This is a genomic window from Bradyrhizobium sp. USDA 4501 (assembly GCF_054062115.1).
The window spans coordinates 2,281,373-2,293,504 of record NZ_JBSSEX010000001.1; the positions used below are offsets into that span (position 1 = coordinate 2,281,373).

Genomic DNA, 12,132 nt, shown 5'->3' on the forward strand with positions numbered 1-12,132 from the left:
AATCCCACAGAATTGCACTTGCGGTAGCACCCTAAGGCGGATCAGACCGGAGTTCATCTCTTTCAGCTAGCAATTCAACGCGGCCAGACGAAAGAAAGCAAATTCTCTTTCAAGAGCAATTTGGATGATAGAAAAGCTGTCTTCTGCTCGAGAACGCATTAATTCTCTCCGCGCGCGGCGCGGTGGGCCAACGTTCGGCTGCGGTGAACATGCGGCAATTCATCGTGGCGAAGCAACAGCGGATTGTTGACGTGTTCTTCGAGAGCCCGATGCGCGGCAACCTCGGCGGCAATGGCGCGAAGATCTCGATGCAACGGAGCGTTACGCCCCTCCTGAGGCTCCGCCGTTCACGACGCCGACACCTTGAAATGATCTTCTTTCCCCTCTATGAGGCAGTCCTTTGCCGCGGGCGAACGATGGGTCGAGAGGAGCGCCGCCACGAGAGACCGTCCTTTGGTCCCGCCCCGAATTTCGGGCAGCATTACCACGTTTGGCAAGAAACGTCCCTACCGAGAGCAGTAATCAGTCAATCCGGCCTGATCCTGGCGTTATTGCTCGGCCGGCTGGGCCTCGGCAGCGCTGGTGAGGTCGAACTTGGCGCCCTTCTTCGCGTGACCGGCACTCGCATCGACACGGTGATCGGAGGCGATCGCGACATAGACCGCCGGCAGGACGAAGAGCGTGAACAGCGTGCCGATAGACATGCCCGCGACGAGCACCAGCCCAATCGAGAAGCGGCTCGCGGCGCCAGCTCCTGTTGCCGCCAACAAAGGTACCACGCCTGTGACCATCGCCGCCGTCGTCATCAAGATTGGACGAAGTCGGACGCGAGCCGCCATCTCTATCGCCGAGCGACGGTCAAGTCTCTCCTTGAGCTGCAGCTCGTTGGCGAACTCAACCATCAGGATCCCGTGCTTGGAAATTAAACCGACCAGCGTCAGCAACCCGACCTGAGTGTAGATGTTCATCGTCGCCCAGCCAAAGAATAGTGGTATCAAGGCGCCGACAATTGCCATGGGTACACTGATCATAATAATGAGGGGATCGCGCAGACTTTCGAACTGCGCCGCAAGCACCAAGAATATGACGATCAGTGCAAATGCGAAGGTGATGGCAAGTTGGTCACCCTCGTGCACATATTGCCGCGCGTCGGCAAGGAAGTCGTGGCTGAAACCCGCCGGCAGCTTCTTTGCCTCTGCTTCCAAAAAGTCCACGGCTTGACCGATCGTGACCCCAGGCATCGGCACGGCCTGAAAGGTCGCGCAGTTGAGCTGGTTGTAGTGGGTGAGCGCGTTCGGATCAGTCGCAGTCTCGACCGAGACGACGGTAGATAGCGGAAGCATCGAGCCCGTCGCAGTCTTTACATAGTAGTTCCCAATCGCTTCCGGGGCCATGCGTTTCTCGCGCGGCACCTGCGGGATCACCTGGTAGGAGCGGCCCTGCAGATTGAAGCGATTGATGTAGTTTCCGCCAAGTAGGGTGGCGAGCGCGTCGCCGATATTCTGCATGGTGATGCCAAGATCGTTGGCCTTGGACCGATCGACCTTGATTCGCACCACCGGCTGGTTGAATTCGAGGTCAGAGTCGCTAACGATGAACAGACCGCTCTTGCGCGCGGCGTCCTTCAGTTTCGACATCTGCTCATAGACGGATTGGAAGCCAAGCGTCGAATTGATCACCATCTGAACGGGCAGGCCGTCCGATCCGCCCGGAAGCGCCGGTAAGCTAAAAGCAAATGCGTTAATGCCTTCGATTTTCGACAGCTCAGCTTGAACAAGGGACCTAAGCACGATCGATGATCGCTTGCGCTCGTCCCATGGCTTCAGCAACATTCCGGCCATGCCTGATTGCGAGCCGCCACTTCCGTTGAGCACGAAGCTCAAATCGGTCTCGGAAAACTTCCGGAATGCCTTTTCGAGCTTGGCACCGTAATAGTCGAGATAGTCGATATTGGCATATTTCGGCGCCTTCGTGAGTACGAATACGATACCTTGATCCTCCTCGGGTGCAAGTTCCTTAGAGGTATGCACATAGAGAAAGCCGACAAGGCCCAGCATGGTCAGCGCAAACAGCCAGGTAATTGGGCGATAGTCGAGCGAGCGATCAAGCTTGCGGCCGTACCAGCATGTCATGGCAGCGAACACGCGGTTCGCGGATCTTGCAAACCGCCCCTCCCCGGCGCTCTTTAGAAAGACCGAGCACATCATCGGCGACAGCGTCAAAGCGATCACGCCAGACACGATCACCGCCCCGGCCAGCGTGAACGCGAACTCGCGGAACAGCGCACCGGTGAGGCCACCGAGAAAGCCGATGGGGGCGTATACGGCCGCCAACGTAATCGTCATGGAGACAACGGGGACCACGATCTCGCGCGCTCCCCTCGTGGCGGCCTGCAGGGGCGGCGCCCCTTCCTCTAGATGACGATGGATGTTCTCCACCACGACGATCGCGTCGTCGACCACAAGACCTATCGCGAGCACCATCGCAAGCAGGGTCAGGAGGTTGAATGAGAACCCCAGCGCCAGCATCAAGCTGCAGACGCCAACGAGCGACAGCGGAATGGTGACGACGGGAATGACGACCGATCGCAGCGAGGCCAGGAACAGGAAGATCACCACCACCACGATCACGATGGCCTCGATGAGCGTCTTCTCCACTTCATCGATCGACGATTGGATGAATTTCGTTGAATCGTAGGCCACTTTCATCTTGAGCGATGGCGGCAGGTTACGCTCCATTTCTGGAAACAGCGCGCGAACACCTCGCACTATGTTCAGCGGATTGCCTTGTGGACCCGCCTGCACGCCGATGACGACCGCGTGCTCGCCGTTCATGACGGCACTGACGTCTGTCGTCTGTGCGGCAAGCTCGACTGTCGCAATGTCCTCAATGCGCACAAAGCCACCATCATTGGCTTTAACGATCATGCGCTTGAAGTCATCTACACTCCGTAGGTCGGTATTTGCCGTGACGTCGGAGATAGTGAAATATCCCTTGGTCTGGCCGGCCGCCGCCTGGAAGTTATTGGCGGCGATTGCAGCCGAAACATCAGCCGGCGAGACGCCGCGCCCTGCCATTTTCGCCGTATCGAGCCATAGCCGCATCGCAAAACTTTGGCCGCCCAGGATGTCTGCCGCGGCGACGCCGTCAACGGTTGACATAACCGGTTGCACGACGCGCGAGAGATAGTCAGAAATCGCGCTGGCCGTCAGTTCCTCGCTGGAGAAAGCGATATACATGACAGCGGTGGCCTGACCCGTTGCCTTAGTGACGACTGGATCGTTTGATTCCTTCGGGATTAAATATTTGATTGAGTTGACCTTAGAAAGCACCTCGGTGAGCGCCTCGTTGGGATCGAAATTCAGCTTTATGTGGACTTGGATCGTCGACGTACCGAGTACCGATGAGGAAGTGATGTAGTCGACGCCCTCGGCGGAAGCGACGGCCTGCTCCAGTGGAGCGGTGATGAACCCCTGGATCATGTCGGCGGAGGCGCCAGGATAGGAAGTCGTGATATTGACGACCGTATTGGACAGCTTGGGATACTGCCGGATCGGCAGAACGGCGGCCGCGCGAAGTCCGATCAGCAGGATCAGGAGACTGAGGACGACGGACAGCACCGGGCGTTTGATGAAAAGTTCGGTAAATGCCATCTCGACTCGCATTCAAGGTAACGCAAATTCGCGAGCAGGTCGCGCTGCCCGCGGCTAATGCGCGTAAAATTTGGGAGCTGGAAACGCCTGATCCAAAGGCACACGCTCCCAAGCAGGGAGCTCAGTGCTGCGCTTCTTACATCTTGGTTGCTTGGATGGACATCGGCCCTACCCTTCTCATCACTGACCGCGACCTCGAATTGCGGGAGCACTTCCCAAGTTAAACATCCATGTCTTTTTTGCGCCTAAGCAGCCTGCGGGCCGCCTCGAGACGTGGAATTGGGCTCACCTGTTTCCATGTAGTTTCGTCCTCAGACCTTGATGGAACTCAACGACTTTCCAGCAAGGAATCAAGCCAGCTCAAGGCTTCGCTTCGATCGCTCGTTCGAATGATCCGGCTTCGATGTCGAAAGTAGAAACGATCTGATGGATGCTCAACTCTACAAAGGTGAGTGGGTAATATAGGATGGGCTGTCAAACCTATACCAAGGTTTTGTCAAAACGGAACGCTGAAGCCTCATCGCCCGCCTCAACACCAGTGAAGAGCTCGCTAGGTTGGAAAACCGTATCTTTTGACTCGGCTCCGGCGCGGCCTGCTAATTCTACGCACGTCGCGCGCCTTCATAACGACACATGATAACTGCGCCAAAGCAGGCCTTCGGACCGAATTCACGCTTCGAGCTACAGAACGGGAAAGGAACGTATGCGGAGAAGTCCGAAGCCCGGGCGCGGAAGTGTGACTGAACCTTGCGGGAGCGACAGACAACCTGTAACGATGCCAGCATGCCGCGCCGCCGCCTTTTAGTGGCGGGGCCTGTAGCTCAATGGTTAGAGCCAACCGCTCATAACGGTTTGGTTGCAGGTTCGAGTCCTGCCGGGCCCACCAATTTCGTTAATAATATGTTGGTCCACTTTAAGAACGACTCGCTTGGGCTATAAGAGCGACTCGATTCCGGGCTCTAAGAACGACTCGATTTCGTAAGTCATTGCCAGATCACCTCAAATCGGAAGAAAATCTCGAACCCAAACATTAACGCTGCGCTGCTTTCACCGTGAGTACGGTGCGCGATTTCGCTGAGATCGCAACTATGGTCAGCGGCCCCTGGGCCGTCGGCTAGTCCGACGGCGCCGATCGGGATGCGAGGATGGTATTGCCGCCGGTGGTGGTGGTGCTGCTGCTGGTAGTGCTGGAGATGATGATGCCGGTGACGATGCCGATGCCGTGGCGATCATCATCGACATGCCGACGAGCAGCAGCACCATGCTGATCATGCGGCGCCGATGATCGGCGCCTGCTAGGAGGTTTCTCTGGGTCCCATTCGTACATTTCGACGATGATGATCATCGTCGCGTCGCTGGCATTTCCGGCGCCTACTCTCGAGCGGCATCCAACTCGGCCAGCCGCTCCAATGCCTGGTCTATTGACCGGTCGTCTGCCTCGGTCTGCGCGCGCGCGACGTCGCGGTCCAATTGGTAGACCAGATCCGCAGATCCCGGTCGTTCAATGAGGGTACCAGATCAAAGGCCTCATGCTCGATCACCAAAAGCGGGACACCGTCTTCACCGTAAAGCTTGAACGCTTCGGCCGTCTGCGTCGGCAGCCACCGTTCGTAGTCCCGCAACGGGACGCGGAACGCGCCGTCGTATTTCCTGAGAGCAAGGCGGTTGCTCAGCAGACCTTGATAGTCCTCGTTCCGTCGAGCCCGAGCCCGCGTCTGGCGGGCCCGTTCGTAAACCGCGCGTCTGGCTGCGCGAAGAGCGTCCATCTCCGCCGCGGCGGCATTGCTGGCGAACGCCACCCCACCGCCCTTCGCGGTTCGCACCAGAAAGCCTTGTTTCTCGGATAGGCGGCCTTTGTAGCCCTTTTTGACCGTGCAAGCCTGCCAGACGTCTACGACGGTAAGCGAGGCCGGTCCTCGAAGAATTTGGGACGGCACCCTCTTCAAGCTCAACGGATGATATTCAAGAACAGAATGCAATCCAGTGTCGTAGACGGCGGTTAGCCAGTCCCGATGAACGGGCAGAACGTCGCGGTTGAACATTGCACAAGCTTCTTTGTGATCGTCGACGACCTGCACGTTCCACCCTCCGACCCTGGATGGCATCACCTGCCTGACCAGCGCCGCAAACCTTTCATCAGCCAATCTCGGCATCCGTCGCCCCCTCGCTTTGTGCCGTTTCTGCTCTCGCTTTGGCTTCCAGAAGATTAAGTCGAGGCCGCCGACGGCGATGCCGACGGGGCAACCGTCGCTTCTTCGTCAACGAATCCTTGAAAGCTCCAGGCATCAATCGTCTCGAAAAGCGACGGATTATTTTCGACGACATGTACCGGTGTCATTTCTCACCGCGACGCCTTCAATTTTAACGATCCGCGCGGGACGCCGCCGGTCTCCGCGTCCACCCTTTCAGGGCCGCACGTTTTGACCACGCTTCATATCGCCGACGTGTTTTCCTCGCTCGCGTCTTGCAGGATGCGGTCATAGAATCTTCGGCAGCAGGAGTGCGACGATGAGAGCCACCGATATCGCAGCCTACTTTGTGAAGAAGATCGCCAAGCCGATTCAGTTTGATCTTGTTTGTGGAAGCGACCACCGCTTCTATGCGATCGAGCCGACTGCAGTCGAAGACGACGTCATCCATGTGCTGGTTTCGCTGAAATACGAGATGTCGGGGCTCGAGAAGCGGAAGCGGGACGAGTATCTCGGGGCAGTCGCGATCCCCTTTTGTGATGGCGACACCGTGGAAAGCGTCTTCGATACGGCGATCGCAGTCGCCGCCTTTGGGGAACGAAGTGAAAGGACCCACACCGGCGGAGACGACGACAACCGAATCCGCCGGGCCTACGCAAAGTACGTGGAGCGTTCAGAAGCGCAATCAGCCCGACCGCGGATCTAGATGGGCAGCACCAAGCTTAGGGGTTAGCCAGGGAAGGCCTCGGAACGTTGCCAGGATCTAGAACCGGGCTCATCTCCTCGATTTTTGCATCGATCTTACTAAGAACAGCGGCCGGAACGACTTCCCGTTCTGGGAGCTGCCACCAATGGTCGTTCACCAACGATACGACCTCCTCGACGGCCGAGATGACCGCCGGTTCAGGTAGCCGGGCGCGATTGGCGAACTTTCGCCAGCGGTCCGGAGTAAGCGCTTTGAAGGATTTCTCTCCTCCCAAAGAGAGCGCCATATCGTCCTTCGGAAAATAAGCGGTGGTTGATAGGACGTCGTACACGGGGCCGATGGCCGGAGTGCAACCATCACCTGGATATATTGTTGACCAGTTCTTCAAGTGCATGTCGCCGTTGCCGACGAGCGCGGCAAGTGCCAGTCGGCGGACGAATTCGAGTGCGGCGTCGGTCGAAACCGCGACATTCAGCGCGGAGGCGATGTCGTGGTATGATGCGTCATCGTATTTTTGGGATGGCTGCCGGCCAAAGATCTGAGCGAAGTCTTCGATGTGAATTCGAGTACCTTTGGGCCCACGGTCGAACCGCTTCACCAGCAAGACCTTGCCGGTCGATAGCGTATTGAATTCTTCGGGAATTCCCTCGAAATCGGATTTTTCGACAAGCTCGCGTTCCGGCACATCCATTCCGAGGACCTCGGACAGCGCCAAAATGGCGAATTCGTTTTCTGACAATCCGACAAGATTGGTCGAGGGGAATTTTGCGATGTACTGACCTTGCCCGTCGCCGATAGGCAAAGTCAATCCGCCACCCTTGCCCGTGTTTTTCATCACGGAGAGCTTCATCTGAACTCCCGCCAAGGAAAACCGCGCTTTGATCTCACGTGGATTGTCTTGTACGGCTATCGTGGTGCTGCCGTCGCTCGGCACGACGCGCACTGCACCTGGCAGGTCTTCGCCAAGCGCCGCCAGGAGGTCGAAATCGTTTCCTTGCCTCACTGCTCCCGCGTGGTGCTTTTCCATCGCCTCGCGAAGCTTGTCCTCGGGCAACATATTCGCGAAGAACGCGGGCAGCATGTGCGCTGCGGGCTTCGGATCCTTGCGAAGGCCACCATCGGCGGAGCGGAGCGAGAGGCTTAGTATCGGGGGCTTCGCCATAGCTCGATAGGCCGGATCGAGACTGAAGGCGTTGAAATCGCCCGGCGTACGCACAACCGTTCCGACCTTGAGGTCTTTAAGGAACACATCCAGCGACTGAATGGTGTTAGGGGCGCGGACCCGGGTGCTCATCATCATCATCCATATCGGTGGTGAACGCTGGTCGGTCCTCGTCTTCGGACGGCCGAAGGAGTGCGTTGACGCCGGGCACCATGGCCTGTGGGATCAGCATTAGCTCCATGCCGAGGGCGCGCGCGACGTTGATCAGCGTGGTCGCCCGCGCAGCGGCGTTGCCCTGCTCAATATCGCGGTAACGTGGCCGGGAAATACCCGCTCGTTCGGCCACCTGCTCTTGAGTCAGGCCCGCTTGCTTTCTTGCATCCCGGAGGAGGCGTCCTAGTTGTTGGGTTGCTTCGGAGTTCCGTTCCATGATCTGTTTACATATCTTTTTTCTTTTATAAGATACGAGAAGGTATCATTTCTCGTCACCCTCGTCAAGGATCTGATCTGTTTACGTATCATTTAACAATGAAATGATCCTCAAACGTATCTTCTAGGCCAAAAGCACGGTTCCCTAAAGCAATCTGCGACCAGCGCGGGGCGAACCGCGGCGTCCGTATGGACTTCCACGGCTCCCGCCGCCCCGCCAAAACGGCTGTAGAGCAAAGTCTCCGACGGCGCCGGCGACACGCCAAAATCAAGGAATTTTTTCAAGTGCAGGCAATACGTCCGCCACAGGTAGTTTTGCAGATCCACGCTGGTTACCTACGCCGGTAGTTTAACTCCGGTCAGCTCGCCCAACTTATCGATGAGTTCGTCCTGGAAGCTCGGATCAGTCGCCTGATTCGCCGGCTCCTGTTGCCGGAGTTGATGCCAGTAGCGGCCGCTAACTAGCGCGGCCGGATCGTCGCTCACGGCCAGCCAGGCTTGCGTCTTCTGAGCCGTTTCGACATCTACCGGGGCGCCCGCGCCGCCCATCTTCGTGCGCGCCCAGCCTGGATCGACCGCGTTGCTTAGGACGCGCGGCCAGCGTCGCGCCAGCGCGGACGCCAGCGCAACGAGGTGCAGCTTGCTCTCTGCGTAGGCCCTGGCCGAATCCCAAGACCTTTTCGTCCAATCGAGGTCGTCCAACGAGCCTTCCCCGCCACGATGCAGCCCGCTGCTGAGATAGACCAGTCTAGCGGGGCGCTCGATCAGTGCCGTCAGCAAGTAGGGTGCAAGAGTATTGATCGCCAGCGTTCCAGCATGGCCTTCCGGGGTCGAACCACGACTCCGCTGTGTGTAGACGCCCGCGTTATGGATGACCGCATCCATGCGCCCGATCGCATTCACTTGGTCCGCGATGCCTTTCGTCTCGACGCCGCTCTGCAGATCCCCAACCACAACTCGTTCGGAGCGCAACGCGAACTCTCCGAGGGCTGCGGCGCGATCCGCCGATCGCGCGTGCAGCACCACTCGATGCCCCTGATCGAGAAGCGACTGCGCCGCCGCCCGGCCGAGACCATCCGTACTGCCAGTAATGAATACGATCGCCATGCGCTGCACCTCCGGATGTTTCCGAACGCACTCTACAGCACGTGGTGCTATTTCAGCCACGTACCAAAACTTGCCCCGCATCTAGACGCCAACCACGCCCCAAATTTCTTCGGTCGGAAGTAAGACGTCCCGTGTTGAGGGGCAGAGAGGTTTCAGATCGCAACGATTTGCCAACCATAGATGCTTTCCGAGCCGGCCGCTAACCAATCGAAAATCGATCCGCCTCATGTTCGCGTCTCGAAGCTGAATGGGGAAATCAAACATGACGGGATCGGCAATTCTGGAGAACGTGGGTCGCTATCGCGCAATCGCTTCGCTGTGCCGTCAAGCCGCAGCATTCCGCCCAGTCCAACGAATCTCATTGCTGACACAGGCCGACGAATGGGAGCAGAGAGCGGTTGGTGAGATCGAAGAATACTTTGACGCCCAAGACTCTCCAATACCGGGTCAGCCCTCAAGCAGCGTCAATTGACCTAGAGCTCAGTACGAAAGCGGACAGCTTGACACGTCAGGGGACAAAGTCGCCTAGGTGCTTGACTATTTGCCACGAGTTAGTCGTGCGCGGCGAGATCAACCCCGACCACCCGGCTTAGTGGGTTGTTGCAAGACGCTTCCTGGTCTCAATGCCTGGATCAGCGCCAGATTTTTGCTCGCGATGATCGAACTCTTTGCTGCGACCTCGCGGTTGACATCACCAATATGATCGGCGTCGGTTAGTACCCGCGCTGGCAGGTCCGCCCGCCCCCAGAGAACTGCCGCAAATCGGGGCGTAAAGGCTAACCATACCTCCACCGAACTGTCGTGGAGATCGTTCGGACCATTGGACGTCTTAATGACATTCGAGCTTCCGATGATGTATTCGGAATTGCTTGGAGCCTCGACGATCACCAGCGACTTTTCCTGAAAGGCCCTCAGCACTTCTCCGCTTGACTTCCTGAGCGCACGCCCTGGGATCTCCTTCAGGACGTCTGGGTTATCGAGGCTATCAATGAGACGGGCCTTCTCGTCTTCGGGCAAAGGGCCCTTTGTCCGCTCGTAGTCGCCTATCGCAGTTTCGACCCGGGAGCGGAAGGTTTCGGGCTTCAGAACTCGCGCGTGCATATCGGGCACGCGCCGCCACTGCTCATAGATGAAATGATCTAGGAGCCGACGGCTCCGGGCCGAAAGTACCGGACTTCCTCCCTCATCGAGCTTCTGCTCAATTCGATCGAAAAGCTCATTCGCCGCTCCTTCGAGGCGGCTGTATCGCTCCTCAAGGGAAAAGTCCCGTTCGCCATCCGCATTTGCCGGCGAATACAGATAACGTTGGAGCAGGATGTTTTTCGGAGTCGAAGGCCGGATCAGATTGTCGTCCAACCTTTTATCATGGAAAAAGAACTTGCCATCTGGGCGCGCGAAGCGCTTTGAAAGCATTTCGGGAATGAAGTGCTGCTTCTTCGTCGTGTTCATCAGATCCTTAGCGCCCCTTCTCAGAGCGTTGCGACTAGCCCTCTTCGATCCATGCATATGACGCCCAGCAACCGCCTCGGGGCATCGATGGAACGCTAAACTCATGCGACGCAACTGCCGCCATCGGCGGATGCTGGGAGGCCGGTGCCTCCCCTCATCAAAAGTCGAAAGACAGTTGACCGGGTGCCGATCGGTAGTGAGAACAAACCTGTTCCAACTTCCCGAATCTCCACCGGAGATACGCGTTTACAAAAACTGACTTCCGACTGGCGCTATGACTTCGCATAGCTCTGCCTCCTCTGTTGCGCGGAAAAGACAACCCGCAGGCTCGCTCCTTGTACGCGGAGCCCGGACCGATTGAGCCTCCAGCCTTGCGGCTAGATCACAGAAGAGATGCCGATGGCGGCAGACCGAGACTACCCTCACAGGGGAGCCCCGGACCGATGAGAGTCGGCGAGTCGTGACTACTCGGCAAGTCGCGATTCTTGAAATTCACCATTTGCCACGTTGGGCGAAGGACCAAATCTATCTGTTTGGTACAGCACCCAAGGTGGACACTCGAAGATGCCGTCGAGGCATCGGAAGGGTGGATGACGGTCAACTTGCGTCGTCCACGAGACGCTTTAAAGCGTCAGTCGGCAGGATCCATCGTCTCCACTCAGGGTCCTCTGTCGCACCGACACCGCGGTAAAACGATTGCGCCGGCGCATTGTCGGTCAGCACGAACCAGCAGAAGCGCTCGTGACCCGTTTTACGAGCATGCAGCGCCATCTGGCGCATAAGCCTTCGGCCAATACCCGTGCCTCGATATTCGGGATCGATATAGAGCCACTTCATCATCAAAAGGGGCTGCAAAGTATGCATGAATGGGATCTCGTAGTGGACCGCCATTCCGGCGAGTGCCCCTGGGCCGACGTCTGCAACGTAAGCGCCGAACTCTGGCCGCTCACCGAAGCCACGGCGAAGCAACTCCGCTTCGCTGAGCGCGAAGTTCTGACCACGCTCAAAACTGACGATCGCATGCATTAGCCGAAGCAATTCCGGAACGTCGCTCTCGACCATTGGCCGTATCGCAATTGTGTTCGTTCTACCGTGGCTTGTCGGCTGCTCCATGTAGCGCGTACCTTTTCCTCGGCTGATGGACGGAGGGATCACTTTTATGCGGTATCGCTCTCCGCGGCCAGCCGAGATGATAGTTCACGTCCGAATCTAGCCGCTCGCAAGATATCGCCATGCCGCAAAGCTTTGTCGCTGTGGGAGTAATGCGGCTGTAGTCCGCGTCCCCGCCGGGTTGGTGCGTACGCGGCCTATCATTGGTTATTGCAGCCTTATGGTGGCAACGAATAATAGGCCCATCAAACGTAGAAACTACTGTACCATCCCTGGGATCAGCAGACACCTTGATCGACCGTTCGCGTGGCCGAACTAGCAAGCCGA

The 12,132-nt window shown here is 57.7% G+C and carries 9 protein-coding genes and 1 tRNA gene; 2 read left to right on the forward strand and 8 right to left on the reverse strand.

All coding sequences use genetic code 11. From position 1 onward, the window contains the following. Nucleotides 1-548 precede the first annotated feature (548 nt). Nucleotides 549-3,653 (reverse strand): efflux RND transporter permease subunit, encoded by a 3,105-nt coding sequence (locus ACVWZM_RS10210; protein WP_456853040.1) that lies wholly within the window; start codon nt 3,651-3,653, stop codon nt 549-551. A gap of 810 nt (nt 3,654-4,463) precedes the next feature. Between ACVWZM_RS10210 and ACVWZM_RS10215 the strand changes: the two genes are divergently transcribed. Further along, a tRNA-Ile gene (locus ACVWZM_RS10215) sits at nt 4,464-4,539 on the forward strand. Between the two features lie 228 nt (nt 4,540-4,767). Here the strand turns inward: ACVWZM_RS10215 and ACVWZM_RS10220 are convergent. Together ACVWZM_RS10220 and ACVWZM_RS10225 are read right to left on the reverse strand one after the other, a co-directional pair. Then, nucleotides 4,768-4,998, reverse strand: coding sequence for a hypothetical protein (locus tag ACVWZM_RS10220; RefSeq protein WP_253624808.1), 231 nt, complete (start codon nt 4,996-4,998; stop codon nt 4,768-4,770). Nucleotides 4,999-5,071: 73 nt separating this feature from the next. Further along, nucleotides 5,072-5,731 carry a hypothetical protein gene (locus ACVWZM_RS10225; RefSeq protein ID WP_253624809.1) on the reverse strand — a complete coding sequence of 220 codons (660 nt, stop codon included), beginning with the start codon at nt 5,729-5,731 and terminating at the stop codon, nt 5,072-5,074. Between the two features lie 430 nt (nt 5,732-6,161). On the opposite strand from ACVWZM_RS10225, the gene ACVWZM_RS10230 reads away from it, so the two are divergent. Continuing rightward, nucleotides 6,162-6,548 (forward strand): hypothetical protein, encoded by a 387-nt coding sequence (locus tag ACVWZM_RS10230; protein ID WP_253624810.1) that lies wholly within the window; start codon nt 6,162-6,164, stop codon nt 6,546-6,548. 16 nt (nt 6,549-6,564) lie between these two features. Here the strand turns inward: ACVWZM_RS10230 and ACVWZM_RS10235 are convergent, their stop codons facing one another. From ACVWZM_RS10235 to ACVWZM_RS10255, 5 genes are all read right to left on the reverse strand, one after another. Further along, entirely contained in the window at nt 6,565-7,842 is a 1,278-nt protein-coding gene (locus ACVWZM_RS10235) for a type II toxin-antitoxin system HipA family toxin (RefSeq protein ID WP_253626062.1), read from the reverse strand. Next, a complete protein-coding gene (locus ACVWZM_RS10240) occupies nt 7,817-8,140 on the reverse strand; it encodes a helix-turn-helix domain-containing protein (RefSeq protein WP_253624811.1) in 324 nt (107 codons plus the stop codon). Before ACVWZM_RS10240 ends, ACVWZM_RS10235 begins: the two co-directional genes overlap by 26 nt. Before the next feature lie 335 nt (nt 8,141-8,475). Continuing rightward, a complete protein-coding gene (locus tag ACVWZM_RS10245) occupies nt 8,476-9,246 on the reverse strand; it encodes an SDR family NAD(P)-dependent oxidoreductase (RefSeq protein ID WP_456853043.1) in 771 nt (256 codons plus the stop codon). 570 nt (nt 9,247-9,816) lie between these two features. Then, a complete protein-coding gene (locus ACVWZM_RS10250; protein WP_253624813.1) occupies nt 9,817-10,695 on the reverse strand; it encodes a DUF4238 domain-containing protein in 879 nt (292 codons plus the stop codon). 597 nt (nt 10,696-11,292) lie between these two features. Then, nucleotides 11,293-11,757: a GNAT family N-acetyltransferase gene (locus ACVWZM_RS10255; protein WP_253624814.1), complete on the reverse strand. Its 465-nt coding sequence runs from the start codon at nt 11,755-11,757 to the stop codon at nt 11,293-11,295. Nucleotides 11,758-12,132: the final 375 nt, after the last annotated feature.

Coding starts and splice junctions, on each gene's coding strand:
- ACVWZM_RS10250 (WP_253624813.1), bottom strand. CDS start 10,695: ATGAACACGACGAAGAAGCAGCACTTCATTCCCGAAATGCTTTCAAAG.
- ACVWZM_RS10240 (WP_253624811.1), bottom strand. CDS start 8,140: ATGGAACGGAACTCCGAAGCAACCCAACAACTAGGACGCCTCCTCCGG.
- ACVWZM_RS10220 (WP_253624808.1), bottom strand. CDS start 4,998: ATGATCATCATCGTCGAAATGTACGAATGGGACCCAGAGAAACCTCCT.
- ACVWZM_RS10255 (WP_253624814.1), bottom strand. CDS start 11,757: ATGGTCGAGAGCGACGTTCCGGAATTGCTTCGGCTAATGCATGCGATC.
- ACVWZM_RS10235 (WP_253626062.1), bottom strand. CDS start 7,842: ATGAGCACCCGGGTCCGCGCCCCTAACACCATTCAGTCGCTGGATGTG.
- ACVWZM_RS10230 (WP_253624810.1), top strand. CDS start 6,162: ATGAGAGCCACCGATATCGCAGCCTACTTTGTGAAGAAGATCGCCAAG.
- ACVWZM_RS10245 (WP_456853043.1), bottom strand. CDS start 9,246: ATGGCGATCGTATTCATTACTGGCAGTACGGATGGTCTCGGCCGGGCG.
- ACVWZM_RS10210 (WP_456853040.1), bottom strand. CDS start 3,653: ATGGCATTTACCGAACTTTTCATCAAACGCCCGGTGCTGTCCGTCGTC.